The organism is Pseudoduganella sp. R-31, from assembly GCF_049913235.1.
In the GTDB taxonomy this organism is placed as follows: Bacteria; Pseudomonadota; Gammaproteobacteria; order Burkholderiales; family Burkholderiaceae_D; genus Rugamonas.
Map to the genome: position 1 here is coordinate 1,348,707 of NZ_CP183986.1, position 26,516 is coordinate 1,375,222.

Sequence of the window (26,516 nt, forward strand, 5' to 3'; positions counted from 1 at the left end):
GAAGTTACATGCGTGGACGCGGTCCAGACGCGTCGTCGCCATCGACGTCATCGAGATCTAGGCTGTCGTTCTTCGGTTCACTGTTGGCGTGGAACTGCCGCAGCAGTTCGTCTTTCGTTAGCTCCCTGAAGTGAGCCATTATGCTTTCTCTGAGCCGAAGCACCTGCACTTCATTGGAGATGGCGACCGCAAAAAGGTGGCGCGGAAGGTTGAGGGGGGAACCTCCTCCTAAGACATTCATTCCGTCATGAATGTCGACGACGTCAACTCCAATTCCTGAGTTGGACTGAAAAAGGCCAAACGTGAAGAAGTGCATGGCTGCCTCGCCGAGATCATTCACTGAAACAGCGAGCGTTTCTGCATCGATTCCGGAATTGCGCACGGAATCTTGAGAGGCGATATCAAGGGCCGAACAGATGGTTGGCCCTTGAGGTTGATATGGATAAGTTCCGTGGTGATAGAACAGATAGTAGCCAAGCTGCGATCGACGTAAGAGCTTTCGCAACTGCTGCTTAGTGCTTCCTACATCAACTTGGCCTTCGTTCACCTTCTTCGCCTGAAGCAGCGCCACCTTTCGACAGCGGACATCGCCAATGTCGATTTCGAAGTAAATGCCGAAATCAGCGCCCAGAAGCGTTTCCTCGGCGCTGTTGGAAAGTTCAAAGACTCCAGTAAAAGACGTCGACTCCGGATAGCCTAATGCTTGAATCTCCGGCAAAGCGAAATCGGAAAAGCGTCGATTCAGAATACTTGCCACCCAACCGTTGACTACATTCTCGTGCGGCAATCCGTATTTAGATCGAGTAGCAATGTCCTCGCAAGAGAGGAACATCGACCAGAAGAGAATCCAGATGACGTCGCTCTGAAACGAGGAGGCACGAGTCATCTGTTCGAAAGAAAATCGCCACTTCTCAGTCGATGACTTGACTAAGCTCAGTTCATGCCACAAGCGTTCACTGATTGCACCTGCGGCACCGGTAAGCGAGCGCTCAACGACTTTCTCATGCTCAGAGTGGGCTAGAAGCCACGATGCATAGGCCTTTCTCCAAAACGAAGCTTGTCGCGTGCTTAGATGCTCGTAATGCATGTTGTCAGGCTTTCGCTGATAAACGAGGGCCGAGGAGAATATTCGAGCGTCTTCGTATTGGCCTTGCGTTAGTCTTGCTCGGATATACCCAATGTCCGCTTCGAACTCTGTAGAAGTCCATGCGCCATCAGTCGCTGCAGTCAGTGCGGGCTTCAGCTCGTCCGCCAGTCGGCCTAAAGAGTCATGTTCCGCGATGCGGACCCGGTTAAGGATTGAGGTCGCTTCTTGAGAAGTAAGTTTTGTCATCGCCCTGTAACCCAACAACAGCCGAGTGACTTCGTCCCATAGGTGCGCCATTTGCGCAATTTGATGCCTATTTTTCATCAATCCCATACAGTGTTCCGGCGATCAGAAACTTGGTTTTTCGTCATTTTGATTGAGCATATTGCCATACGACAACGTGCTATTCCACCAATTTTCGGCGAATGCGGCCACTTTTCGTTAAATCCGATCGTCATTGCGTAGGAATTCTCATAAGAATTCCAATGCTTTTCAGATCATCCTCGGGCTAGGTTTATGATGTAAGTATTTGATTGGTAAGGAAAATATTTTTCCAAATCTAATATTACGGACTATAGTGAGTAGACGACACTGGATACCTAATGACATCAAGCCAAACGGCAATTTCATTTGGACGCCTACTGAGAAGGTATCGACGCGGGTTAGATTTAACGCTGCGCGAGGTCGCTGAATCAGTGGGATGCAGTCTAAGTTATCTCTCCAAATTGGAGAGCGGGCAGGCCTTGCCCAAGCAAAAAGAAATGCTAGGGAAGTTAGGCGACGCGCTGAACTTGGACTGTCACGAGCGAGCGACCTTCAAAGCCGCCGCGTTATGTGCAACGGGTTCCTTGCAGATCCCCCCAGGCGTTGGCGAGCGACGGTGCTCGATCGCCTATGCCATCGTTAGCGCTCCTAAGATTTCAGAGGAAACCCTAAGCACTATTGAACGGTTACTTTCGATGGAGGACGAAGCATGTCCATGAATTAGAACTTACGAGGGGCAATAAACGAAAGGCCACGTCGGTAAACATGGCCTTTTGCGAGATCAAACAAGTTGATCGGTGAATCAGACAAGTGACTTCACTGTATGACTACCACGGACGGCTGTCAAGTATCCGTAGTGGTTCGTCCTCGCTTTGCCTCCTCATTGCATGCCTTTGCGACTGCCCGTTGGCCGCTACGGACACTGCTTGCCTTTCCAGTTGTTGAAAGCGGCTTTAGTTCAACTCGCCCGCCATGAAATGGCCTAGGCGCTCCTAGAGGGGGACGTATGCGCATTGAAATTTCGCAAGTGAAGGTGGTTGCCTATCTGGAGAATCCTGATCGCCAGGCTGACCATGCAGTCGACCTGAGCTCTCTCAGGCATTTGCTGCCAGCATTAATTCGACGCATCCTTGATGCGACCCAAGCCCGCATCGAAGGCAAGCGATATAAGACCCAAGCAGCCTATCTGCGCAGCTCCGTAGTAACGTTTGGGCGCTTTCTACAGCTTAGGGGGATCTGTTCCTTGCCGATCCACTTGGATGAATGTCAGGCACTGATTCTCGACTTCTACATCTGGTATTTAAGTACAGGTCATTACAAGGCCACGCTGGTCACTAGGACCAGGTCGTGGGATCAAACCATCTCGGGTTGGTTGTGCATGCTAGGAGAGGAAGGAGTTCTTCCACGCGGCCTGATGATACCTAAGACGACACTGCCCAGGCTGGTCGTCGCCAATGGGACTGCGCTCTGGCCCCGCAGCATTGGGGATGGCCCAGCCGTCTCAACCAACTCTGCTCCTGTCGGACGCACGCTATATGGCCAAATTTTCTGGACAACAGACGTCGATGCGATCGAAGAGATCGAACAAGTCATGCGTTCGCGAATCGAGTCGCTGAGTAAATATTGCGACGACTACTGGCACCGAACGGTAAAGGACTTTCACGTAGGATTGAAACTAATTCGGTCAAAATCTGAGTGGATCAAGGCCCGCGCATCGACTCAATTGTGGGGGCCAGATAACGACGCACTCGACTGTCTTAAATGCTTCAGGCCAGGGCTGGCAACGCACCCGAACGTGCCAGGAAGTGAAGCCGCAACGTTAGCGATACTGGGGTACATACTGCGGACTTCGAATGATGTTTCCTGCCTCTCAGCCAAATCGCTTAGTTGCCATCCGGCCTTTTGTTCGAGGTTTGCAAGAAAAAGGGCGTTTTCATCGCAGGATCTGCTTTACGAGCTCAGTTCACTTACCAAGAACCAGCTAGAGCTGCAGACTGTGATGTCAATGTATCTAAGGTTTTTGGGGGTGCTGAGCCCACTAGATATTGCAGTAGCTTGCGCAATCCTGATTCAAGAGCATCCGACCTTGAATCCCGAGTCAATCATTTCCGCAAGACTGCTGAATGTCAAAGGTAAGTCATTTGTTCTCGCAACAGACAGAGCGGGCGGGCTAAGGCTAAGTGTAGATAAACCTCGCGCTGGGTGCCGCAAGTACGCGACTCTTTCCAAGAGGGCCGCTCGGGTGATTAAGCACATCTTAAAGGTTACCGCTCCAGTTCGAGAACTTCTTAGGCGGGCTGGATCCAAATTCTGGCGGCACCTTTTCGTTGGAAGTGGGAGCGGAAAACTGGGGCACCCTGAGGTGTCGTCTAGGCAGCTAAACGGGCATACAAAATACTCTTTGGTGCGCTATTACCCCGAGCTCGAAGAGCTTGGACTGGTGCAGGGGACACTTGACTTTGCAAAGATCCGCAACACGATGGGGTTGCTCACCTGGTTCGAAACAGGATCCTTGGTTCTGGTCTCGGTGAGGCTTGGGAACACATACCGCGTGTCCCTTGAAAACTACATTCCAAGGGAAATCCGCCGCATATGGAATGAGCGAATTGTTCGCCGATTTCAAAACATTTTGCTTGTACTAGCCAGTGCTGGGAAAGAGTACTGCCTTCGGGTTTCTGACATGGCAGCTGTCCAAGAATTGAACTGGTTTCTCGCTCAGATCACTTATGACTTCGCTCCCGGAAGTTCGGTCGTGGCCGATGAGATCTATCGCAAGTATGCGCCAAGATTTCGTATATCGATTGATGAACAATGTAGGTGTGAGACTTCGTTCGATGGGCTATTGTCGGTAATCGTTTCCAAAGACGTTGTGGCGCACTTATACAAACAGCGACTTGATTGGGATCTGGGGCGTCTTCCTATCATTGAGCATGCCGATGGACTCTTAGACCTTGCTCGCATGATCTACATCATTGCCGTGCGCCCCGACGTTGCTGAGCGGTTTATGGGTGTCGCAAATACCGGGCTACTACGCTCAGCGCATAGAGATGCGATCAACGGGTTGATGAATTCGAATATCACGGCGCTGGAACGCAACATCCTTACGAACTGGGAGGTTGTATGAATTCGTTCGAGAAGATGCTCTCTTTGGTTCGGCCAGAGCCTGACTGCCCATTGAACCTAAATGAGATTGAAGAGGTCCGTAGACGCGCTTCTGAGTACATACGAATTGTCAGACCCTACGAGTCCGGGCAAAGGCCTAGTTGGCTCTTGAGTGATTGGTCCGATCACGTTTGGAAAACTTTGGCGGGAAAGAAGACCCGTTTCTTAAACGGGAAGTGGATATCGACACTCGACGTGAACTGGAAGATCCGCTTGCCAGACGGCTCGTTCCTGACGGATGACTCGAACTCGGTAATGCTTGAAACGGTCAAAATGACCGCATGCCTCTATCGTGATGGCTTCGCGGGAAAGCGAGTACCCGCCCTCACGACCTGGATTCACTTCTGCTTTACGCTAAAGTCCATCGCAAACTGGCTCTTCCTCCACAAGAGCCAACTAGCACCAAAGCACTTTGGCTTTGCCTTGCTGGATCAGCAATCCCTGCGAGAACTATTTACGCAGGTGGGAAGGGGCGGATGGACCGAAGCACATTGCTTGGTTCGCCGCTACTTCGAATGCTTTTACATCGGGGCGTTTCAAACGACGGTCGTTCCTGATCTTGATCTCAACGCTCGACTTGGAAATGACATCGTGGGGCCGATTTGTGCGTGGCTCGCCAGCCTGAATGCCTATTCAAAACGCTCGGGAGGGCGTATATCGCGTTCATTCCTGTCTGATCTGTTGGGTGTTGAGAAGGATACTCTCACAGGAGCGTCAGACCGTTTTATGGCATTCCTACGCCAGTTTGAGCCGAAGGCTTGTGATTCTGGTGATTTGCTTCTGAGTGGACAGAAGCGTCGCGAGTTTCCTGGGCATAGAACGATCACGATCGAGGCGGCGCTTCAGACGTCAACCTCATTCAGTCCAGCGGAAATGCTGGCCTCCGAAATCGAGGTGATTCTTCGGCTGTACCCTCACATGCCGGAGCAGCTAATTAGCCCAGAAACAATCAATGTCAAGGAGCTGAAGTCGTTGGCGAGAAAGTACTCTGTGGAAGTTAAGCGAACGCCATTCATGCCTGTCGAGACAGGGATGAAGTATCTAGATACGGCATTAAGCTGGGTGGAGAACTATGGAGACGAACTAGTCGAGCATTTTCTCCGCTCTATGGAGGCTGTCTTGCGTTTCACTGCTCCTTGTGCCGATCACCATTCGGCAAGGAGTAAGTGGATGAGCTCGATCCTTAAAGACATTCCTATTCCCGAAAAACTAAAAGAAATTGGCGGTGGGTTCGGCTCATTGACTCCGAATACACGCCGTGTAAGCTTTGCGAAACGTCGACACTCTCCCTCAATACATGAAGCGATTGAAGTGCTTATTGGCGCGATTGTGGTCATCATCGCCATATTGAAACCATCGCGCAACTCCGAAATCGCTATGCTGCGTAGGGACTGTCTAAAGTTCAATGGATACTATTACCTCCAGTCCGATTTGGCTAAGCGCACTGTGGGGCCATTCAATTCAGAGGCGGAGGCAAAGCCCATCCCTGCGATTGCTGCAAAGGCCATAAAGCAACTGCAGCGGCTAAGCGCAGGACTGATTGCTCAATTCGATGAACGTGACGATTTCTATCGTGACCGTTTGTTTGTTCTTCCGAGCTTTTATCTTGGTGAGCGCAAGACGATCTACAGCAGGATCCTCGACCGCTATCTGGACCTGTTTTGCGATTACGTCAACTTGCCGCCAGACGAACTTGGACGACGGTGGTACGTAAGAATCCACGAACTGAGGAAGTGGACGCTGCTACTTATGTTTTGGAGTGGTAGGGAGAGCGTAATGGACGCCGCCAGTGACCTGGCTGGCCATACGAATGTGGAACATCTCAAAGCCTACATTGAGCTTGAATTTCCGGGTGAGACAGCTGAAAGCTTGGACGCTTTGTACATCGGCGATCGTCTGCGAACTCGGACCGGCTTCAGTGGTAGCGAAGCTGAGTTCGCGGAATTGTACGACCGGGTTCTAAACCATTTCAAAGTTAAAGGCCTTGACTTGGTATCGGAGCGGGAGCTTAGAGCCTACCTCCTCTCCCTGCAGGAACGAAACCTGTTTCATATCGAGAAGTACTACGCACAGATAGATGGGGCGTCGAGGAAGGTATGTGTTGCCTTACGTAAGGGTAAAAGAAAATGAACCGTCTGTCGCACTCAGGTGATTTAACGAAATGGCAGCGTGCTGTGCGTATGCGGTATGTCGCATTGGAACGCGCCGCGCGTGACATGGCGAATGTACCACAAGAGTTTTTGCGTGCATGTCGGTCGGCAGAGGCATTCGCGAAATTCGAAAATGAGGCCATGAAAATTGAGCCAATCGGATCTCGAAATACGCTTTTCAAGCACGCCGACGACCTTCTTTCCGCCTTTTCCGAGCCCAATGGCTGCACTGGAAGGCAATACTTAGATAGCTTTCGACGTCGCATCTACAAGGCATATATTTCGCAGCAACAGAAGCGGAGGGGGGCTGGGAGCGAGTTGGATAAGCTGCGCTATCGGCTTGGTGATATGGAGCACCTGCTTTCGAGCACGCAGAAAGCTATGCTCGCGCAAAGCACGGCGTATGTTGCGCTCTTAAAGGAAGTGGCGGCGATTTCCAAAGACACCAGAATTGGCGAAATTTACATGAGGCGACTGACGAACCTTCTCAATGAACACGATGAGAAGTTCGCAAAGATCTTTTCGCCGGCGATCTTTGCGACTCTGCGTCCTGATAACGTCAGCTCAATGTAGCCATGGAAAACGACCACTTTCGCTCACGCGTTTTCCGGGTCGCTGGCTTCCATATTCCGGAGGCCGTTATACAAGAACGTGATCGTCGCTACGTCACATCACAGACGATCAGATCAGGTGCATTCGTACACTGGCCAAGCGGTCATCCGTGCATCCCGGTGAACCAGTATTTGATCGAACAATCTTATGAATGGACCGGTGGAAGTGCGCAGACATATGCTTTTCAGCTTGGTCAGCTTGTTAGCTATTGCGGACGAAGAGGAAAGGCATTTGGCGAACTGTCAGACGGTGATATCAAGATCTTCATCCGCGAGCTGTCGGAGGAAAAGACTGGAGCAATGACGGGAGGAACCAAACGAAATAACAATACGATCAGGAACATTATTCATCGGTGCATCTGCTTCCTAACCTGGTTTCAAGCAGCGCTGTATCGTGGGGCGAAGCCTCTGATAGGAAGGTCAGGCGAAGGCGCTTCCATTACGGTCACAGAACGTTGGAACAAGTACCTGAATCGAGTGGAATTTGGCCACAGGTACATGCCAGAGCCGGTCAGCACGGAAAGGAAGCTTCCAGTCTCTAGGCAGGTTATCGAGGCATTGGAAGATGCCATTGAAGTCAAGGGAACATTAGAAAGGCTGCATGAGATGACGCGTCGTGCTCATGGGCTCGACGACGAGTTTTCTGGAGCATGCGTAGACTATCTGTGGGCGCGACGTCGCTTCATCCTGTGGCTGCTGCAAGCAACGGGGCTGCGACCGGGCGAGATGATGCTGCTTACATTAAGCGACCTTGAAGCGGTGATTGCTTGTGAGAAGGATGCAAAAAGTACTCTGCTTATTCCAACTCTGAAGAGGCGCCGTAACGACCCGCCTCGACGGGCATTCGTGTTGCACGGTGCGCAGGTTGAGAGCGTGCGACGGTACCTCATTGCACTCCGATCTTGGAAAACGGCATGTAGGAGCCACGGCATTGAGAAAGGCAACGCAGGTGCTGTCTTCCTGGGGACAAAGCCGGGAGAGTTTGGGGGATCACTCACGCTCTCGGCACTGGAGAAGGATTTTCTGGAACTCAGAAACGAAGCTGGTTTGAGTGGGCAGCAAGTCTGCTTTTCTATGTTCCGGCATCGTTTCATTACGCTTGAGGTTCGTAAGCTGCTGAAGGAGTTCAAGCTCACAGGAAAGAAAATTGTCACGGACTCAGATTATCGAGCTTTGCTTGAGCGAGTTCGACAGAAGACTGGGCATGCGGACGTGCGATCGCTATGGCACTACATAGACTTGGCCAGGAACGACGACGGTCTTTGGGACAATGTTGAAGCCTCTGAGGCGAGAGCTGCTCGTCTCGATAGCTTTAATGAGGAACTTGCGGCTATTCGGCGAGATCTCTCCGCTGGACGTCTCGATGCGCAGGCGGCGACTGATAAGATATCCGAGATGGCGCGAAGAATGCAGTCCATTATTCGTCCCTCGAAATGAGGACGACTTAGCAGATCCAACCGACCTAATGGGAGAGTGAAGCTTATGACGGAATATGCATTGGGTGAGGCAGTGCAATTTGTGGGTGAATGGTCCCTGCCGGGCCTGGCCGAAACGCGGCAAATCTCCGGAACCCTTGCGTGGGAGGCCAACCGTGCGCTTCTGCGATTGAATGATTCATTTAGTCCTGTACAGGCCGGGGCCGTATATGGCGACGAGGTATGCCAATATGCTGTGGTTCATGGTATTTCAACGGCAAGTGAACACCTATCGATACTTAACGCTACTCGTGTCGGTTCAGGCTACAACTTAGGGCCAGCTGGCTTGCGTCAGACCGAGCGACTTGTCTCAAGTTGGATAGTCGTTGGTGAACATGTGACTACCGACACGCTGTACCGAGAGTTCAGTTTTAGGATCCCAGGTCTGCAATTGTGGAATGGTCGCTCAGGAGTTACTCGGTCGATCATCAATCGTACAGATTCATCTCCGATGAGTGTTGCTTATGAATTCGAGCATCTTCCTGAAGAATTGATCGAGGTTCCAGCAATTGAAGCAAAGGTATGCATTGGGTTGCGTCATCTTTATTCGGGCGATCTTCTCTCAGAGATTCGCGCAACTATCAATGGCCACCTGACGATTAGGCCCGATCAGCCTCAAACTCTTGAGTGGTTTTTCGACCAGCGGGGAAAGCTGCTGACATTGCTGTCCTTCATTGCAGGCTCGCCGATGGCTCATGATCATGCCGAGGGCGTGCTTTCGGAAGGTGACCGAAAGGTTCAGGTTTTGACCTCCTTGCGTGAGCCTGCATGCTGCGCTTTTCAAAACCCAAGTGAGTTTTTTATGGCCAGAAGAATGATGGGCGTCGACTTTGCGACTGTATGCCAGAATTGGTTTGAACGATACCAGGCAATCGAAACGCCCAGCCAACTGGCACTGAGCGTCTTGAATACTCGAAACCTGTGGTCGCACGTCGAGTTTCTCTCACTTATGCAAGCGCTTGAAGGGTTCCACCGCGCCATCCTGCCTGGCCTATACACTACCGTCGATGAATATGCAAAAGTCCACAATGAACTTTGCAAAGCCATCCCAGCTTCGGTCGGATCAGACCATCGCGAATCGCTGAAGTCGCGCATCAAATATGGCAACGAAATCTCGTTGCGCAAACGTCTGGACGCACTGGTGGCGAAGCTACCCGAAAATGTTCGGCGTATGGTTCTTGGAGGGAACGGTCAACTTCCGAGGAGATGGGTGGTTACGCGAAATTACTATACCCATTGGGATGACGCCTCTAAGAATGACATCTTAGATGGGGTCGAACTGCATCGCGCCAGTGTACGCATGCGGTTGCTGTTGCGGGTTCTGTACTTGGATTTTCTCGGAGTACAAGAGGATGCCATGTTGGCTGCGCTGACAGACGCGTCGAGCGAGGCTCAATATTTGATACAGTTGAATAGTGCGGAAATGCGAGCAAAGAACCCTGGTGCGCAGATCGGGGCGATCATGCACATCACCATGGGCGAAAGTGACCCGCAAAGCTCCACTTCGCTACCAACTTAGATTTAGTCAGAGCTTTGCAGGTCGCCGTGGGAATGAGTGCGTTGACCTGCTAACTTCTGTAGGCGCATGTATGAGAACGGCGGTATATGCGTCCACGCCGTCCGCCATCAATCTAATCCATTAGGATCAAATAACGAGCCCCTGATTTTGCATATAAGTGTCAAGTGACGCTAGCGAAGTGGGTCTTGGTAGCCCGCAGGCGTGAACCATACCTTTAAGTTGAGTATGCCTCTTAGCAGGGATCGACTTGAGTGTCACAGGAGTGGGGTGCTTGCTTGTCCAAATAGATGCGAACACTTGCTCGGCGTAGGATGAAACTGCAAATTCGGCATCAAGTGTATGGATAAGGCGGAATACGACATCGCTAAATCCAACTACACCTCGCAGGGACAACTCGATTGGACTTCCAACGACGGTTATCGGAGGCATGATTGGCTTCTCCTTTAGTCCCAATGTGACTGGCGTTTCTGTAGCGTAGCTAGAGTACGCATCCACCGTCTTTTGATTGGCGCGGCCGCCATGGTGTGTGAAGCAGTTCCGCGCCTCTTTGAACACCCTGTAGCAAACCAGCAATTTCTCAATATGAGAACTTGCATTCTTTCGAGATGCCATCAAGGGGGCTTGGAAGCTAGCTTGTAATGCAGCCGACTTCCCAGACGCATGCAGGCTCGCCAGACCTTTTTGCAGGCCTTTGGTGGCCGATCCTGAGGCGTCGATTTCCGATGGAAATTGAAGCTGTTTGTCGATAGAGCTCTTTGTAGTGCGCTTGCGGACAGTATCGGGAACTTTCAGCTCGTCCAATGCTGAAGCAATCCACCCTTCAAACAGGGCACAAGATTCCGATAGCAGGAGCTTTGCGAACCAGCCCTGCATGTCTGACCAGCTGGCTTGCTCTAGCTGCTTGAAGTTTACATTCTGGATTCCACTTCCAGAGGTAAACCTAGCCCCCATCTCATCAGGTGTCGCGGTGGGCATCTGCGCGCGATACCCTTTGACTTGCCACTGCATATTCCAGATAGCCGCTGATGTTGGCCAAACGAAGTCGAACAGCGATGTAAGTTCTTGGCTCGAGTCTTTGCTGGCTGTCAGAAAGAGTTTAGATGTCATTAGTTCGAGTGGCCTTTCCTCTGAGTGATGGTGGGTGATCGTGCGGTTGCTAATATGGGAGTTTAAATGGTTCGCTCTATTACGCGTCCTATCTCGGAAAGAGCAAGCGCGAGATTGCTCTTGGCGCGTTCGCGGTTTTCGTAGGCGATCGTCGCCGCATCTGCCACGAGTTCTACAGCTTTTGGAGATGCGTTTGAGATGCCATTCGCTAAACTGCGCAACGTGGCTGCTGCTTGTGATCGAATCTTCTGGTTCGATAGCGCCATAAATGCGCCGACAATGAGAGTGACCTTTATCCAATCCGGCAATCGGCGGTAAGCATGAGCAAGCGAGCGCGTTGCGTGACAAGCGACTTTGACGCCAGCGATGCTTGCGATCAGCATGTGTGTGCCAGCAACCTTAATAGACATTTCGATTGCAGTACTACGCGAGTAGTCTCGTAGGAGGAAGACGCAATCGATGGTTATTGGCGTACCTCCCATCAATGGGATGTGTGCGTCGTTACTGAGAACGCCGGTTGCTCCAATAGTCTTTTGAAGCGCCACAAACTCAGCGTCGTCAGGATCAATCCCATTTTTTAGATGTGCGGTCAAAGTCGGGTCTGGCATGGCCAGCGCGATGCGTTTTTTGAAGTGGTCCCAGTGCGCAAACATTTGGCTTTCGTCCGCGTTGCGGTCTGCGGCAACAATTGGAATTTTTCGTTGGACTTCATCAAATAATTGCGGTGGGCCGTACAACTTGATGGTTTCGGACTCCACGGTCTCCATCAGACCGCTGCGCGCGCCTGGATTCCTACGCTTTTGGGTGAGCCAAAGCAGTTCTTTGATGACTGCGTTCGTGTCGATGACAAGCGAGAACTGGGCGACTAGCCCCAAATCCAAATTGAGCTGCTTCAATTGCGTGATGGAAGATCGAAGGTGTTTAAGCGCATCGGAACGAACTCCCTCAATTGGATGCCTTTTCACATTTTCGATCAAAGTTTGACTCCATAGCCAGATGCCAATCGCAGCAGTACGTCTTCGTCGCCCAAAAAGAAGCGATCGGCTAGGTCCTTTGTTGTGAGGCGCGTCATTTGCTCATCGTCCGCGATGCCGAGCCATTTTCGCGCTTGCCAGGAGCCATGCCTAGCAACGCTTTCGATGGCGTCCTTGTACGTTGTCATCGCATGCGATCTCCAGTTGGGGAATTGATTAAGCATGCAGAGGCAATGATGTCCCAAATTGTCATAAGAAATGTTCACGAATTCGGAACCAGGCATATCTTCGATCGAATGCGCATTTCGAGCCAAGCGATAGTTCTCTCCATCGCCAAGCCAAAGCAGTTCGGACCTCCAAATATCCTTGAGGCGAAGAAGAGCCTTGTCGACATTGAAGTCATCGTCGGATGATGTGCAGCCACTTACGAATGCCTCAGTGAGGCGGATGGTATTTGCATCTAGTAGGGCACCTCGATGCCCTCGAGAAGTCGATGTATACTGCGAAAAAGAGAGTTCATCGAGGTGGTGTCGCACCAATGCATGCTGAAGACTCGTGATGGCTTCCGTGTCAGGTGAGATGAGGTTAAGTTGCTTTGCAAGCCTACGCGCGGAAGCCGCGTAGAGCTGAACAATACGCCTTGCATGGTCACTCGCGAAGGTGGTTAGGCAAAGCCGTATCAGTTGGTTAATCGCAGTGGACAGGATACCTTCGGTCGAATTCACATCGCGCAAATAGCCTGGTACCCAGTGCACAGCTACACCTTCTCGATCCAGCCAGAGTAAGAAGTGGAGAGCGGCACCCCAGTAAAGGTCATTCGTGTCGCGAGGGGAGTCGGGGAAGATCGCGTGCAAGACGTGGAAGGCGTTAGTCTTGCAGAATTCTGTAAGCCGGTGTGACATAGCGTTGAGTTCTCCCGCCGTTCGCTGGCGGAAGAAATGTACGCCTATGATCTCAGTGTAGTGGCAAGATTTGATGTGCTCGAGTCGATCACGGTCAAGAAGAGTAGGGCCAAGGTTCTGATAATTCTGAAGAACCGTTATTCTTTTCTGGCGCAGGCGAGTATCGACAAGTGCCCGAAACTCTTCCCGTCGCTCCATGTTGGGTTCCCTGTCAAAGACCTTGTCGATCATCCGAACGATACGTCTCTTTTCGAAGAACCACAGTTGCCAAGGCGACAGAACGGTGCGAAGTTTGTCGAAGTCTCGCACCAGGTGCTCAATCTCAATTTCAAGAATTGGTGACGTAAGGCTCTCCTCTCGATCGAAGACATGCAGAATCCTGCCGTCACAGAGGACCAGCAACGCAGCATTGATTTCAGGATGCGCTGCGTAAATCAGCGCTTGCTCCAGTTCGGCGGCCGTAAATCGCAGTGCCTTTCGGTTGACCTTCTTCGCTTCAATGACCCAAAAATTCTCGTGCATCAGCGTGAAGCTGTAGTCGACTCGCAGGTCCTTATTGAGAATCTTCAAGGGTTTTTCACGTTCGAGAGAAAAGTAGGTCTGCTTCTTGTATCCGAGCGCCCGGACAATCGGATCTATGACCTCACTCCGCACGTCTAGCTCCGAGAATTTCGATACATCCAGCTTCTCGATTTCAGCCAGCATCTGGATTGCGGAATCAGGGAGTGGCGACAAAGACTTGGAGTACAGGAGCTGATCTTCAACTCTCAGAGGATACGGAAGTGGAGCGTGCATGGAGCAGTTCTATTTTTGGTGACCAAGGTTGCCGGAGCGGTTGCGTTTGATGCGATGAAGCTGTCTAATTCTCAAACTTCGGATGCGGGCAATGGGAGCTATGCCCGTGTTAGCTAAGAAAGGTTATACGCACCAGTAATTTCACAGTATGGATACATCGGGTTAAGAATTAGTGCATGTGTCTTTGCTCGCGTGAATGCAACGCGAAGTATTTTTCTGCTTCGATGGTAAGGACGCTCATCACCGCGCCAGATAAACGAGGACAGCTGCCCCAATTTTTCGTCAAATCGACCTGATCTGAAAATGATGACGCCGTCAAATTGCTTGCCTTTGGATTTATGAATTGTCATGATTTGTAAGCCGTTCGGGTCGTCAAGACCTCCCATCAGTTGATCTTGTGCGAGAGCCACTTCAAAAGCGTTTGCTGCACCTCGGTAGCAGCCGTGCTGCTCCCATAACTGACTAAGGCCTGCTGCGATTCGCTTCCCACGGTTGAAGCTGACCAAGTAGTCCAGTTGGGATGCCACTTGCTGGAGTTGTGGGTCCAAGGAATGCCGAAGCATCGATTTGATGGCTAACCAATCCTTAGTAGGGCTTCCTGTAAATGGACCCATGCCCAGTTCGTCAATTAGTGAGGCGACATTCTTGACGAACGCCGCAGTAGGCAGCTTCCCGGCATTCACTTTGTCGATCCACTTCTGAATTCCTGCTACTTTCGCGGAACCTTTGGCGCGCTCAATGTTTGCAAACTTCTCCAGCATGGAAGCGATGTTGACCATCCTCTCTGCAGGACGCATGGGTTCGAGCAGGCTAGCTGCGATCCGCGCTGAGAGTAAGGCTATGTTTTCATCAAATAGAAGCTTGTGCCTCACTGGCTTACTGTCGGAATTGAGGGCTGCTGATATCTTGGCTGCTGCTGAACCCGAGTGAGTTAGTATCGCGATACTCTGCCCCCACTTCCCCGTTTCTTTGCGAATGCGCCGTTGCAGTGCCCCTAGGGCCATACGCACGACCCTTCTTGCATCAAATTTATCTGGCTTCGGATTGTAAGTAAGAGAAGACACGCCCTTGTATGGGCCCACTCGAACAGCGCCCTTTAGGACGTCTTCGGCAAATACCACGATTTCTGAATCTGGACTCCGGTGGTTTTGACCGGCCAAGTCTATTTGCAACGGATCGAGGGCAACCTTGATCGCATCAATTCTTTCCGGGCCAATGCCTGGCAAGTAGTCAAATATCTGTTGCTCCAGATCGGCGAGGCAAATGATGATGGTTTCTTTGGATAAGAGCTCAATGCATCGCCATGCGTCGCTATTGGTGTCCTGTGCTTCGTCGACAATAATCAAAGGGTAGCGTTGGGCGATCATCCTTAGGATATGGCCAGACCTTTCAAGTAGCTGGACCGCGCTCGGAAAGAATAAATCGAAGGCCATCTTTCCTTCTTCCGTGAACAGACGCTCTCGCTCATTCAGCCATGCCCGCCACTCCGGATTGCTTTCCTTGCGATTCTTTTTCTTGATCTTACCGAACAAGATTTCCTCGTCATGAGGAAGTAGGATCTTAAGCGGCTTCGGGGAGCCAAGAAGATAAGCATTTGACGCCAACGTCTCCCAAAAAAAGGAATGGAAGGTCTGCATGTTGAGCGCGCTTCGATGCTCGCGAGCTACATGAGCCTGGACGGCTTCCGCAACCCTGGCGACGGCCGCGCGAGAAAAGCTCAGGAACAGAACGGCTTGGCCTGGCAATAGACCCTCTTCGATTCGAAGAACGGCCTTTTTTAAAGCGATGGTAGTCTTACCGCTTCCAGGACCTCCAATCACAAGGGCATGTCCGTCGTGGTCTAGAAGCTTCTGACGTAGTTCACAGATTTCCATTCAGGTCGTCCTAGGCGGCTTCAGCTGGCGCCTCAGGTTGTTCCAAGTCGGCCGGTTGGGCTGGTGCTGGCAAGAAGTGTGCATGTACTTGGCATAGGAAATTTACAGCAGTTGCTGGCATTTCAGCCACAGTGCATCCTTCTAGAAGGCGGGCAGACCAACCTGCTCCTTTCTTTCCAGCCAAAGCACTTTTCGTCAGCTTTCGAACTGCCTCATCGTCGGGCTGAGCTGCAGGGATCACCATATTCCCATTTTCACCACTATCCCGAAGCTCTGATAGGAACGCCCAAAGTCGAAGCACCGGAACTTCTGCTGCGATCAGTCCTTCGAAACCTGCGTGCGGGTGCTCGCAATCGACTGTGAAGCAATCGGTCAGCTTCTTTTTGTCTTCAGCCGTGCGTTTCAAGAAGTCGTAGAACGAGAAAGTCTTGAGCCCGAGCTCTTTAAAGAAAGATCCGAATTTCAGCATATTGCTTTCGCCATCGGCGTCGAAAAAGGCCACACCCGATAGATCCAATGGTTGAAACATTCCTGCAAGGTCCTCGTGCAGCCGTCGTTCTATGACCGGCAAGGCGTAAAACTCGGTTACGCCTTCAACCACAATCACACCTTTGCCGAGCATGCATTCAGTTAGCCCTCGGCGTGCGAAACGTTTGTAGTCCTGGTCCTTGAGGCTGCTGGCATCGGAGACGCGTTTAGCCGAGATGGTGGCTTGCGCGTCGCGCGATAGTACAAGGGTCTGCGATGGTTCGAATCGCTCGATAACGTATGGCGAATGAGATGTAACAAAGGCCTGAGTTGTGTTATTGAGCAGGTAGTCTGCAATCCGTCGTTGAGTGTGCGGAGGAACTGCAATCTCTGGCTCTTCCATGGCGAAGATGACGGAAGAGGGCTTCAGGTCCGCGAGGAGCGAAAGCAAGGCGAGCACTAACGTATTTAACGTGCCAGTACCGGCCTGCTGAAACGGTACGTGCTCTTGACCCTTTGACATGGCAATGAAGAACGCCATGGTCTTACGCAGATGTTCACGGGTTAGCTGCGACACGTGTAAATGGGTTGCTCGTCCATCGGCATTTGTAGGGATGTATCGTCCGAGTCGTTCTTCAATTTCCTGAAGGACGCCATCAAGTTCTAACGCATCGTCACCAATGTCCAGGTCTTTCAAACGTCCAATTGCTTTTTCCCAAAGCCCTATCTTGATGCCTTTAGCGCGCAATATCAGGTCGAGCAGCGATCCTCGTTCGAGGCTCAGAGCCCGCGACCCTGTCCGCAAGGCACGCAGGTACAGGAATCCGAACAGCCGTTTGATGTCTTTTCTAACTGGAGACAGGCCTTCATCAATGCCAGGCGGATGGGAGAAGAATGTGCTGGCCTCGAATTCGTCTTCCTCGATACTGTATTGGGCGACGGTTTCCAATCGCAGACAGGTAACTTGTGGGGGATTTGCTTGATCAATCTCTCCTTCACCAATTACACGATGTTCTTTCGCATCCCAGTATTCGGTGTGCCCCCCACACCGATTCTCCACTTCGGGCGTTAGCCCAGTAAGCAAAACTTCAATTCGAATGGGGACCGGCGTCGGAAGTTCTCCTTCATTGGCCGGGGGATTCAAGTAGTTCGCATTATGGAAGTCAAACTCCTCAACCGGCGGAAACCGGCTTGCGCGATCAGGACCAAGTACGAGATCAAGAGCTTCGCAGATCGTGCTTTTTCCGACGTTATTTTGGCCTACCAGCAAGGTATGACCGTCGAAGTGCAATACTGCGTGCTTTATTCCACGGAAGTTAGAGATCGTAAGGCGTGTAATTTTCAAGAGAGTCCTTTTGAATTCGCATGCGGCCGGTTCGAGGTTCAGTTTGAACGTGTTAGGTTCGGTATCGAATTTTTCTATCGAGGAAACCATACATCTTTACGGCCCAGAGATATCCGGTTTTCTGCGCAGTTGCTTTGTCAATCGCTTCATCGATTGTGATGGACTCCTGTGTGCCAAGAATGGCGAGCATTTTCTCTCGAATTTGGGATTGCAGGCTTGAACTAGGCAACTCGTCGATGTGGTGATAAATCCGACCAATTTGAAGCGCAACGTCGAGTACTTGCGATTCTAACAACGATAGGAAACTAGTTGCATCGGAAATGCGCTTCGAAGCTCGCTTAGACTGGAGTTCTACTGTTTTCCAATCTGACTGTTTGAGACAGCCGTCACGCGTTGCTTCAATTGCTTCAACGATTTTATCTGCGACATCGGCGGGCAATAGCTGTGTTGTTCTATAGATTAGAATTCGTAGCTTTGCCATTAGCTCATCTGGGTCAGCCTGTGCAAGCCATCCAGCTTCGCCATACATGAGTTCTATATATTTCCAAATATCCGCTCCAAAGTAACCCAGCTCCAATGCGGCAAGCTGCCGCTCAGAATTGACGTGTGTTGTTGGTTCAATAATGATGTTGGGATAGTGCGCCTTGACAGAAGCAGGGTTGAGAGCAAGACCAGCAATGATTTCGTCCCAGAACATGACGCCAACTGCGAACTCCCCGAGCCGACTGCGGTCTTCTGATAGTGCCCTTATTTCTGCTTGAAGCACCGAATCATGTTCGTTTGACGTGGCTATTATTAGCGTTGAGAGCCTACCAGGGAATTTCTCTGCATTGAGGATTTCCGCTCTCACGGTTTTCATTGTTAACTTGGATTTGTACTTTTTGCATTGAATACCGACAGTTCTCCCGAGGTAATCAGGCCCGTGAATATCTACCCCTGCTTGGGACTGGCCAGAACGGCCATGCTTTTGCAGATCCGGGCTTTGCCACCGGTTAATTAGGGCGTCGCGCGTGATGTCTTCGAATTCCTGCCAGTTCTTTGGGCGAGGGAGCTCCATCGATTGAATTGTCGGCATGTGGTTTACTCAAGGTTAATAAGCTACCGACATCACTCGGCAGAGTTGGCGCTAAGAGCGCGCTTTGAATTGGTCACAAAGTTGGTCTTCGAGAGGGGCGATTTGTAGTAATCCTCTTCGAGGAATCGAAGCAGTGTTTTCAACGCTTTTTTGTCTTCGGGCAACTGAAGTCGTTCAGTTCCATCCACCTGTTCGTAATGTACCGGGATATTGAATTCGGCAGCTATCGCGCGTATGTCGTTTGGAGGCACACGCTCCAAAATGCCGCTAGTTTTGATCAACCAAAGCTTTTTGCGAATCCAGCTGTCGCTAGCTGCTACCAATGCATCTAAATCGGTAACTTGGATTTGTTCGATGGTTGCGAACTCACGGATGTCTGCGTCAGTAGCTTCTTGATAGTAGCTGGTCATGTCGAAGATTTGACGCACGTGATAGAAGCTGGGGAACTTGAGCACGTTCCCTTTCAGTCTGGCCATAATTTTATTGTCTAGAATAAGACCTGTGCCTTCAATTTTTTTGTAGACGTTTTGCGCATGGAAAATTGAAAAACCAGTACTTGAAATCAGCTTCCTGCGGTCGAACACTTGGAAGTAAACAGAAGTTTCACCGTCATCATCTGGTTTTCCGAAGAATAACGCTTTGATTTGATCGAAAGGGAGGCTGGCCGGATCGGCAACCGGAAAATTAATCGGGGCGGCAATGGCATCGCATAAGTTATCTATATCATCAAACTCGTCTATGATGAGCATTTCACCAGGATCAGGTTTGTATTTTCCATCAAACGCGAACTCTTCGCGCTCCCTGTCAAAATACTCAACCTGAGCTTCTAAAAATTCTGTCATTTCCGTCTGCACATCTTGATCAACCGCAAACCTAACGACGCGTTGAGCCGGATCTCTGGTATAAGCGAAAAGGGTGTACATTAAGCCTCCAAAACCAAATTAGGTGTCAACTGCTTTACAGATTTCACATCCGAAGCCGTCAATAGTCGACGCCGCGTGATTAAGGTGTAAACAACACCATTTGTCCCTTCCGCCTTATAAAACCGATACCTAAAGACGTGGAGCACGGGATGGGACGGGATTGCGTCGAGTGTGGCCAGGATTACAGCTGCAACTAACACGACGCCAACGAAAATATGAAGGTCTTTTACGTTTATGACCAAAGGCAGGAAGTAGCTAACTACAAATACCACTAGCATCCAATCCTGCGGTTCCACCTTTTTTGCCGAAAACGGCATGACCGCCACACGCTGAGCTGCGGCGATCATTACCAGAAGGGGAAACAAGCATGCAAAAGTGCTGGCAGCAATCCAACCAGCAATTGTCATGTTCGGCCCCAAGTTCCAGAGTTGAAGTAAGGCGCTAATCAACACAGCCGGAGCGATCGCCGAAACAAAGAACAAAGTGCGAAGTAGTCCGTTCATTTGTTTTCCTATTGACTGTCCACGATGGGAACGACACGTGCCGGCATATCGTCGGTCGATAATATCTCGTGCCTGATGGTAACAATCTATCGAATTGTAACTGTGGGCAATTATGCCCAGCGGTACTTGATTGCTTCACGCCGCCTTACCTGCTGGCAGCTTTATGGATATTATGCTGTATGCGTATACAGTATATCTGGGGGTGGATTGTGAACGTAACAATCGTCAAGATGAGACAACTGGGCGTTGAGATTCCAGGGATATGCTTGAAAGATACACAATTTCTTGGCGTGGGGACTTGGTCATTATGGATGTGACCGATCAGGGTCTGAGGCGGCCGGTGAAGGTGGCACGTCTATCTTCGAGTCAGCAGTCGATGGAGCTGGTGGAGCCGCACATTCTTTGGGTAAACGGAGATCGCTTCGTTTTGGCTGGGTTTGAGCGATGTCGTAACGAGCATGGCCAGCAAGTAGATTACGCACAGTCCTAGCTCTGCACTGTACTTGGCGTTGAGGTTGCTGATCACAAGGCGAGCCGTTATTGAACAAACATCGTTCTGACTCTGGAAAAACAGGGATTCATGGCGGCGATTAGCTGAAAGCGGGCGGGGAAGTCGGCGTGCCGCGTGGCGCGGGCGATCGTGACGCGGCCCGACTCGAGTGGTTCGCGCAGGACTTCCAGCACACGGCGATCGAATTCGGGAAGTTCGTCGAGAAAGAGAACGCCGCAGTGCGCGAGCGAGATTTCGCCCGGCCGGGGCACGCTGCCGCCTCCGACCAGGGCCGCGCCGGACGAGGTATGGTGCGGCGCGCGGAAGGGGCGCACTTTCCAGCCTTCGACGGTGAAGCCGCTGATCAGGGATTGCACGGCGGCGGCTTCCAGCGCTTCGTCGTCGGTCATCAAAGGCAGCAGGCCGGCGAAGCGGGTGGCCAGCATGGTCTTGCCGGCACCGGGCGGGCCGACCAGCAACACCGAGTGGCGCCCGGCAGCAGCCACTTCCATTGCGCGCTTGGCGAAGATCTGTCCCTTAACGTCGGCAAAATCCGGAATCGATGGCGGCAGCGGCAAGGGCTGCGCCACGTGGCGGGGGAGGGCAAAGCTGCCATCTGGATCGAGGCCGAAGTGAGCGCATACCTGCAGCAAGGTGGCGGCAGGGTAGATGCGCGCGCCTGCAACCAGCGCGGCTTCGTCGGCATTGGCGAGAGGAAGAATGAAGCCGCGGCCGGAGCCGCCGGCGGAGCGCTGCATGGCATATGTCATCGCCAGGGCGCCGCGAATCGGGCGCAGTTCTCCGGTCAGCGACAATTCGCCGGCAAATTCGAATTGTTCCAGCGAGGAAGAAGGAATCTGGCCGGAGGCGGCGAGGATGCCGATGGCGATCGGCAAATCAAAACGCCCCGATTCCTTAGGCAGGTCGGCCGGGGCCAGGTTGACGGTGATGCGATGCTGGGGCAGTTCGAAACCGGCGTTCGTGATGGCAGCGCGCACCCGGTCGCGCGATTCCTTTACTTCGGTGTCGGCCAGGCCGACGATCGCGAAGGCGGGCAAGCCGTTTGCCAGGTGGACTTCGACGCTGACTTCCGGCGCCTGCATGCCGGCCAAGGCGCGGCTCTTGATGACTGCGATGCTCATGGTGGCCTCCCGGTCTACGACATCGTAGGCCTCGGGCGCCACCGCCCGTTTGAGCTAGCGCAAGGGGATTACTTGTCGGCCAGCTTGGCTTCCAGTTCGGCCAGGCGCGATTCCATCAGGTCCAGCTTGGCGCGGGCCTTGGCCAGCATCTGGGCCTGGATGTCGAATTCCTCGCGGGTCACCAGGTCAAGCTTGGCGAAACCCTGGGTCATCATCGCCTTGACATTCTTTTCAATATCCTTGGCCGGCGAGTTTTCGATGACCTGGTTGACCTTCTGCTGCAGGTCATTGAAGAAGGCGTTCATGTCCATTTTTTTATTCCTGATGTGTGAGATTTCGCACCACAACGGTGCGGCTTTGGCTTTAAATGGTGCGGAAAGCTGTCTTAACTTCAACTCCTGCACGATTTCTAGCTGGCACGCAATCTGCTAATAAGCAAGAAAGCTATGTTTCAGACTGAATTTTAAACCGCAATAAAAGTTCACTCAAAAGGAAATCGCCATGATTCATAAGAGCAAGAAGCTGGGTCTCACCGCTGCAGTCGCACTCGCAATGGCAACGATGGGAACCGGCCTGGCCCAAGCGGCCGATGCCGCACCCGAGGCGAAGCCTGACAATGAGATCAGCTATAACGCGGCCGTCACCAGCGACTACCGCTACCGTGGTATCTCGCAAACCCGCCTGAAACCGGCGCTGCAAGGCGGCGCCGACTGGGTCAACAACCCGACCGGTTTCTATGCAGGCGCCTGGGCATCCACCATCAAGTGGGTCAAGGACGGCGGCGGTGATGCTTCGGTTGAAGTGGACCTGTACGGCGGCAAGCGCGGCGAAATCGCGCCTGGCGTCAGCTACGACGTGGGCTTCCTGGCTTACGTGTATCCATCCAACGACCTGCATCCGAGCGCCAATACCCGCGAGCTGTATGGCCAGGTCGGCTATGGCCCGGCCACCCTCAAGTACTCGCATTCGCTGAGCAACCTGTTCGGCTTCGCCGACAGCAAGCACAGCACCTACATCGACGCTTCCGTCAACCAGGAAGTGTATGAAGGCATCGTCCTGAACCTGCATGTTGGCCGCCAGAAGGTGAAGAACAGCAGCGCCTTCAGCTACACCGACTGGAAAGTCGGTGCCACCAAGGACTTCGGCGTGGCATCCGTTGCGCTGGCCTATATCAAGACCAACAGCGACGCTTATATCGCGCCGACCAATGGCAAAAACCTGGGCAAGGGCGGCGTGGTGCTGACCGTGTCCAAAACCTTCTAAGAGGCACTCGTATGAAAATGATTACCGCCATTATCAAGCCGTTCAAGCTCGACGAGGTGCGTGAAGCCCTGTCGGCGATCAACGTGCAAGGTATTACGGTGACCGAAGTCAAAGGCTTCGGCCGCCAGAAGGGCCACACCGAGCTGTATCGCGGCGCGGAATATGTGGTCGACTTCCTGCCAAAGACCAAGATCGAGGCTGCCGTTGACGACGCGATCGTCGACCAGGCCATCGAGGCAATCGAGAATGCCGCGCGCACCGGCAAGATCGGCGACGGCAAGATTTTCGTCTCGTCGCTGGAGCAAGTAATCCGTATCCGTACCGGCGAAACCGGCAACGAAGCACTGTAAGGGGAACCGTGATGCACAAGACCATTAAGAAATGGCTGGCGGGGGTGACTGTCCTGTTGGCTTTCAGCGCAGCTCTGCCTGTGCTGGCTCAAGATGCCAAGCCGGCCGAAGCGCCGGCTGCCGCTGCAACCGCTGCAGCACCTGCGGCCGCACCTGGCGTTGCGTCGGCTGATGCTGCCGCTGCCCAGGCAGCCGCTGCTGCGGCCCCAGCCGCCCCGGCTGCTGCGCCAGCCGCGCCGGTAGCGCAAAAGGGCGACACCGCCTGGATGTTCGTGGCGACGCTGCTGGTGATCATGATGACGATCCCCGGCCTGGCCCTGTTCTATGGCGGCCTGGTGCGCTCGAAGAACATGCTGTCGGTGCTGCTGCAGGTATTCTTTGTGTTCGCGCTGATCATCGTGCTGTGGTGCCTGTATGGCTACTCGATTGCTTTCACCGAAGGTAATGCCTTCTTCGGTGGCTTCAGCCGCTCGCTGCTGGCCGGCATTTACGACCCAGCCAAAGGTGCGTTCTCGGTGGCGGCGACCTTCAGCAAAGGCGTTGTGATCCCTGAGTTCATCTACGTCGCCTTCCAGGGCACGTTTGCCGCCATTACCTGCGGCCTGATCGTCGGCGCGTTTGCCGAGCGCGTGCGCTTCTCCGCCGTGCTGGCCTTCATGGTGCTGTGGTTCACTTTCAGCTACCTGCCGATCGCCCACATGGTCTGGTTCTGGACCGGTCCTGACGCGATCACCAACGCCGAGACCCTGGCGACCGAAACTGCGAAGGCTGGGTGGATCTTCCAGAAGGGCGCGCTGGACTTCGCCGGCGGCACTGTGGTGCACATCAACGCCGCTGTTGCAGGCCTGGTGGGCGCAATCATGATCGGCAAGCGCGTTGGCTACGGCCGCGACTCCATGGCTCCGCACTCGCTGACCATGACCATGATCGGCGCTTCGCTGCTGTGGGTGGGCTGGTTCGGCTTCAATGCCGGTTCGGCACTCGAAGCAGGCGACATCGCTGCCCTGGCGTTTATCAACACCCTGCTGGCAACCGCCTGCGCAACCGTATCGTGGGTGTTCGGCGAGTGGATCTTTAAGGGCAAGCCTTCCATGCTGGGCGGCGCGTCGGGCGCAGTGGCCGGCCTGGTGGCGATTACCCCGGCTTGCGGCTTCGTTGGTCCGATGGGTGCACTGGCGATCGGCCTGCTGGCTGGCATCATCTGCCTGTGGGGCGTGAATGGCCTGAAGCGCCTGATCGGTGCGGACGACTCGCTGGACGTGTTCGGCGTGCACGGCGTGGGCGGTATCCTGGGTGCGATCCTGACCGGCGTGTTCGCCGCACCATCTTTGGGCGGCCAGGGTGTATTTGACTACGTTGCCAACAAGGCAAGTGCTGATTACTCGATCAGCGGCCAGGTGATTACCCAGGCGACTGCCGTTGGCGTGACCATCATCTGGTCGGCTGTTGTGGCCTTTGTGGCTTACAAGCTGGTCGATATCGTGATCGGCCTGCGTGTGCCGGAAGAGGAGGAGCGCGAAGGCCTGGATATCACCAGCCACGGCGAATCGGCGTACCACGCTTGAAGTCCGGGTCAGGCACCCAACAAAACATGGCTGCGCCATGTCTTGTCAGGTGCCTGACCCATCGCACGCCCCCTTTCGGGGGCTTTTTTTTTGTTCCAAAGTATCTTTTAATTGGCGGTTTTGCCCCAAAATGGAGAGTCTGCAAATACCAACCCGCAAGGAAGTCACATGGTTCCCCATCTCGTCACGGCCCTGACCGGGCCGTTACTGGATCTTGAAGAAAAGATCATTGCCGCGACCCCAGCCATTGAACGGTGGTTCCGCCTCGAGTGGCAGGAGCATACCCCGCCGTTCTATGCCTCGGTCGACCTGCGCAATGCCGGCTACAAGCTGGCCCCGGTGGATACCAACCTGTTCCCAGGCGGCTTCCATTACCTGGCCAACGAAATGCTCCCCCTTTCGGTGCAGGCGGCCATGGCGGCGATCGACAAATACTGCCCGGATGCCCGCAACCTGTTGCTGATCCCGGAAATCAAGCCGCGCCACCCGACCTATTTCCAGGGCGTGGCGCGCCTGATGCAGATTTTCCGCCAGACCGGGCTGAATGTCCGTTTTGGCTCGCTGGACCCCTCCGTCACCCAGCCGACGCCGCTGGCGCTGCCTGACGGCAATATGCTGGTGGTGGAACCGCTGGTGCGCTCGCCGAACGGCCGCCGCCTGGGGCTGAAGGATTTCGATCCTTGCACCATCTTGCTGAACAACGACCTGTCGGCCGGTATTCCGGACATCCTGACCAACCTGCACGAGCAAAGCCTCTTGCCGCCTTTGCATGCCGGCTGGGCCGTGCGCCGCAAGTCCAATCACTTCAATGCCTACGATGAGGTGGCGAAGAAGTTCGGCAAGCTGATTGGCGTCGATCCGTGGATGGTCAACCCTTTCCACGCGAAGTGCGGGGCGGTGGACCTGGCGACCGGGGAGGGGCAGGAGTGCCTGGCGTCTTCGGTGGATGCGGTACTGGCCAAGATCCGTAAGAAGTACAAGGAATATGGCATTAAGGAAAGGCCGTTCGTCATCATCAAGCCGGATGCTGGTACTTATGGCAAGGGCATCATCACCATTCGTGACGCGGCTGAGCTCAAAGAGCTATCGGAAGAGCAGCGCGCGCGCATGACCGTGATCAAGGATGGCAAGGCGGTGACCGACCTGAATATCCAGGAGGGGGTGCCGACCTTCGAGAGCATCAAGGAGGCGTTTGCCGAGCCGGTTGTCTATATGATTGACCGCTATGTGGTGGGAGGCTTCTACCGCGTGCACGGCGAGAAGGGGCCGGACCAGAACCTGAATGCGCCGGGATCGCAGTTCGTGCCGCTGGCGTTCGCGCAGCAGCATGCGGTGCCGGACGTGAAGGCCAAGCCGGGGACTGCGGCGCCGAATCGCTTCTATGTGTATGGGGTAGTGGCGCGGCTGGCGCTGCTGGCGGCTTCTCTTGAGATGGAGCGTACGGATCCGGATCCGGAGGTTTACTAAAACCG

The 26,516-nt window shown here is 53.2% G+C and carries 20 protein-coding genes and 1 pseudogene; 10 read left to right on the plus strand and 11 right to left on the minus strand.

Going from position 1 to position 26,516, the window contains the following annotated elements; genetic code table 11:
- Positions 1–4: 4 nt before the first annotated feature.
- The gene (locus ACN9MY_RS06185; protein WP_426336990.1) at positions 5–1,420 is read right to left on the minus strand and encodes a hypothetical protein; all 1,416 of its coding nucleotides are present in this window, start codon (positions 1,418–1,420) and stop codon (positions 5–7) included.
- Positions 1,421–1,689: 269 nt separating this feature from the next.
- Here ACN9MY_RS06185 and ACN9MY_RS06190 point away from each other — a divergent pair, with 269 nt between their 5' ends.
- From ACN9MY_RS06190 to ACN9MY_RS06215, 6 genes are all read left to right on the plus strand, one after another.
- Positions 1,690–2,070 carry a helix-turn-helix domain-containing protein gene (locus ACN9MY_RS06190; protein ID WP_426336991.1) on the plus strand — a complete coding sequence of 127 codons (381 nt, stop codon included), beginning with the start codon at positions 1,690–1,692 and terminating at the stop codon, positions 2,068–2,070.
- Positions 2,071–2,357: 287 nt separating this feature from the next.
- On the plus strand, positions 2,358–4,475 hold the full coding sequence (locus ACN9MY_RS06195) for a hypothetical protein (RefSeq protein ID WP_426336992.1): 2,118 nt from the start codon (positions 2,358–2,360) through the stop codon (positions 4,473–4,475).
- Between the two features lie 233 nt (positions 4,476–4,708).
- The gene (locus tag ACN9MY_RS06200; RefSeq protein ID WP_426336993.1) at positions 4,709–6,643 is read left to right on the plus strand and encodes a hypothetical protein; all 1,935 of its coding nucleotides are present in this window, start codon (positions 4,709–4,711) and stop codon (positions 6,641–6,643) included.
- Positions 6,640–7,236 carry a hypothetical protein gene (locus tag ACN9MY_RS06205; protein WP_426336994.1) on the plus strand — a complete coding sequence of 199 codons (597 nt, stop codon included), beginning with the start codon at positions 6,640–6,642 and terminating at the stop codon, positions 7,234–7,236. The genes ACN9MY_RS06200 and ACN9MY_RS06205 overlap by 4 nt, the downstream gene beginning before the upstream one ends.
- Positions 7,237–7,238: 2 nt before the next feature.
- Positions 7,239–8,711, plus strand: a complete 1,473-nt coding sequence (locus ACN9MY_RS06210; protein ID WP_426336995.1) for a hypothetical protein — start codon at positions 7,239–7,241, stop codon at positions 8,709–8,711.
- A 45-nt stretch (positions 8,712–8,756) separates the two neighbouring features.
- Positions 8,757–10,268 (plus strand): HEPN domain-containing protein, encoded by a 1,512-nt coding sequence (locus ACN9MY_RS06215; protein ID WP_426336996.1) that lies wholly within the window; start codon positions 8,757–8,759, stop codon positions 10,266–10,268.
- Positions 10,269–10,394: 126 nt separating this feature from the next.
- Here ACN9MY_RS06215 and ACN9MY_RS06220 read toward each other — a convergent pair whose 3' ends face one another.
- From ACN9MY_RS06220 to ACN9MY_RS06265, 10 genes and pseudogenes are all read right to left on the minus strand, one after another.
- Positions 10,395–11,375 carry a hypothetical protein gene (locus tag ACN9MY_RS06220; RefSeq protein WP_426336997.1) on the minus strand — a complete coding sequence of 327 codons (981 nt, stop codon included), beginning with the start codon at positions 11,373–11,375 and terminating at the stop codon, positions 10,395–10,397.
- Between the two features lie 62 nt (positions 11,376–11,437).
- Entirely contained in the window at positions 11,438–12,352 is a 915-nt protein-coding gene (locus ACN9MY_RS06225) for a hypothetical protein (protein WP_426336998.1), read from the minus strand.
- Complete coding sequence (locus ACN9MY_RS06230; protein ID WP_426336999.1) at positions 12,349–13,956, minus strand: hypothetical protein; 1,608 nt, start codon at positions 13,954–13,956, stop codon at positions 12,349–12,351. Before ACN9MY_RS06230 ends, ACN9MY_RS06225 begins: the two co-directional genes overlap by 4 nt.
- A gap of 203 nt (positions 13,957–14,159) precedes the next feature.
- Complete coding sequence (locus ACN9MY_RS06235; RefSeq protein WP_426337000.1) at positions 14,160–15,920, minus strand: UvrD-helicase domain-containing protein; 1,761 nt, start codon at positions 15,918–15,920, stop codon at positions 14,160–14,162.
- 10 nt (positions 15,921–15,930) lie between these two features.
- Entirely contained in the window at positions 15,931–17,823 is a 1,893-nt protein-coding gene (locus tag ACN9MY_RS06240) for an ATP-dependent nuclease (RefSeq protein WP_426337001.1), read from the minus strand.
- Positions 17,786–18,808, minus strand: a complete 1,023-nt coding sequence (locus ACN9MY_RS06245; RefSeq protein ID WP_426337002.1) for a hypothetical protein — start codon at positions 18,806–18,808, stop codon at positions 17,786–17,788. Before ACN9MY_RS06245 ends, ACN9MY_RS06240 begins: the two co-directional genes overlap by 38 nt.
- A 32-nt stretch (positions 18,809–18,840) precedes the next feature.
- A complete protein-coding gene (locus ACN9MY_RS06250; RefSeq protein ID WP_426337003.1) occupies positions 18,841–19,731 on the minus strand; it encodes a hypothetical protein in 891 nt (296 codons plus the stop codon).
- Positions 19,731–20,234, minus strand: coding sequence for a hypothetical protein (locus tag ACN9MY_RS06255; RefSeq protein WP_426337004.1), 504 nt, complete (start codon positions 20,232–20,234; stop codon positions 19,731–19,733). Before ACN9MY_RS06255 ends, ACN9MY_RS06250 begins: the two co-directional genes overlap by 1 nt.
- 570 nt (positions 20,235–20,804) lie before the next feature.
- Positions 20,805–21,866, minus strand: a pseudogene (locus tag ACN9MY_RS06260) (YifB family Mg chelatase-like AAA ATPase); the annotation flags it as partial.
- 68 nt (positions 21,867–21,934) lie between these two features.
- Positions 21,935–22,177: an accessory factor UbiK family protein gene (locus ACN9MY_RS06265; protein ID WP_057261060.1), complete on the minus strand. Its 243-nt coding sequence runs from the start codon at positions 22,175–22,177 to the stop codon at positions 21,935–21,937.
- 190 nt (positions 22,178–22,367) lie between these two features.
- On the opposite strand from ACN9MY_RS06265, the gene ACN9MY_RS06270 reads away from it, so the two are divergent.
- The 4 genes from ACN9MY_RS06270 (at position 22,368) to gshA (ending at position 26,511) form a co-directional block, all read left to right on the plus strand.
- Positions 22,368–23,129 carry a TorF family putative porin gene (locus ACN9MY_RS06270; protein ID WP_426168585.1) on the plus strand — a complete coding sequence of 254 codons (762 nt, stop codon included), beginning with the start codon at positions 22,368–22,370 and terminating at the stop codon, positions 23,127–23,129.
- 11 nt (positions 23,130–23,140) lie between these two features.
- Positions 23,141–23,479 (plus strand): P-II family nitrogen regulator, encoded by a 339-nt coding sequence (locus ACN9MY_RS06275; protein WP_028102386.1) that lies wholly within the window; start codon positions 23,141–23,143, stop codon positions 23,477–23,479.
- Positions 23,480–23,490: 11 nt separating this feature from the next.
- On the plus strand, positions 23,491–25,044 hold the full coding sequence (locus tag ACN9MY_RS06280; RefSeq protein WP_426168588.1) for an ammonium transporter: 1,554 nt from the start codon (positions 23,491–23,493) through the stop codon (positions 25,042–25,044).
- A 168-nt stretch (positions 25,045–25,212) separates the two neighbouring features.
- Entirely contained in the window at positions 25,213–26,511 is a 1,299-nt protein-coding gene (gshA, locus tag ACN9MY_RS06285) for a glutamate--cysteine ligase (protein ID WP_426321162.1), read from the plus strand.
- Positions 26,512–26,516: the final 5 nt, after the last annotated feature.

Bases quoted from the DNA above. Each gene is read 5' to 3' on its own strand.
- ACN9MY_RS06255 (WP_426337004.1), bottom strand. From the start codon at position 20,234: ATGAACGGACTACTTCGCACTTTGTTCTTTGTTTCGGCGATCGCTCCG.
- ACN9MY_RS06275 (WP_028102386.1), top strand. From the start codon at position 23,141: ATGAAAATGATTACCGCCATTATCAAGCCGTTCAAGCTCGACGAGGTG.
- ACN9MY_RS06235 (WP_426337000.1), bottom strand. From the start codon at position 15,920: ATGGAAATCTGTGAACTACGTCAGAAGCTTCTAGACCACGACGGACAT.
- ACN9MY_RS06230 (WP_426336999.1), bottom strand. From the start codon at position 13,956: ATGCTGGCTGAAATCGAGAAGCTGGATGTATCGAAATTCTCGGAGCTA.
- ACN9MY_RS06270 (WP_426168585.1), top strand. From the start codon at position 22,368: ATGATTCATAAGAGCAAGAAGCTGGGTCTCACCGCTGCAGTCGCACTC.
- gshA (WP_426321162.1), top strand. From the start codon at position 25,213: ATGGTTCCCCATCTCGTCACGGCCCTGACCGGGCCGTTACTGGATCTT.
- ACN9MY_RS06185 (WP_426336990.1), bottom strand. From the start codon at position 1,420: ATGGGATTGATGAAAAATAGGCATCAAATTGCGCAAATGGCGCACCTA.
- ACN9MY_RS06240 (WP_426337001.1), bottom strand. From the start codon at position 17,823: ATGGTTTCCTCGATAGAAAAATTCGATACCGAACCTAACACGTTCAAA.
- ACN9MY_RS06195 (WP_426336992.1), top strand. From the start codon at position 2,358: ATGCGCATTGAAATTTCGCAAGTGAAGGTGGTTGCCTATCTGGAGAAT.
- ACN9MY_RS06190 (WP_426336991.1), top strand. From the start codon at position 1,690: ATGACATCAAGCCAAACGGCAATTTCATTTGGACGCCTACTGAGAAGG.
- ACN9MY_RS06280 (WP_426168588.1), top strand. From the start codon at position 23,491: ATGCACAAGACCATTAAGAAATGGCTGGCGGGGGTGACTGTCCTGTTG.
- ACN9MY_RS06250 (WP_426337003.1), bottom strand. From the start codon at position 19,731: ATGTACACCCTTTTCGCTTATACCAGAGATCCGGCTCAACGCGTCGTT.
- ACN9MY_RS06205 (WP_426336994.1), top strand. From the start codon at position 6,640: ATGAACCGTCTGTCGCACTCAGGTGATTTAACGAAATGGCAGCGTGCT.
- ACN9MY_RS06215 (WP_426336996.1), top strand. From the start codon at position 8,757: ATGACGGAATATGCATTGGGTGAGGCAGTGCAATTTGTGGGTGAATGG.
- ACN9MY_RS06245 (WP_426337002.1), bottom strand. From the start codon at position 18,808: ATGCCGACAATTCAATCGATGGAGCTCCCTCGCCCAAAGAACTGGCAG.
- ACN9MY_RS06265 (WP_057261060.1), bottom strand. From the start codon at position 22,177: ATGGACATGAACGCCTTCTTCAATGACCTGCAGCAGAAGGTCAACCAG.
- ACN9MY_RS06220 (WP_426336997.1), bottom strand. From the start codon at position 11,375: ATGACATCTAAACTCTTTCTGACAGCCAGCAAAGACTCGAGCCAAGAA.
- ACN9MY_RS06210 (WP_426336995.1), top strand. From the start codon at position 7,239: ATGGAAAACGACCACTTTCGCTCACGCGTTTTCCGGGTCGCTGGCTTC.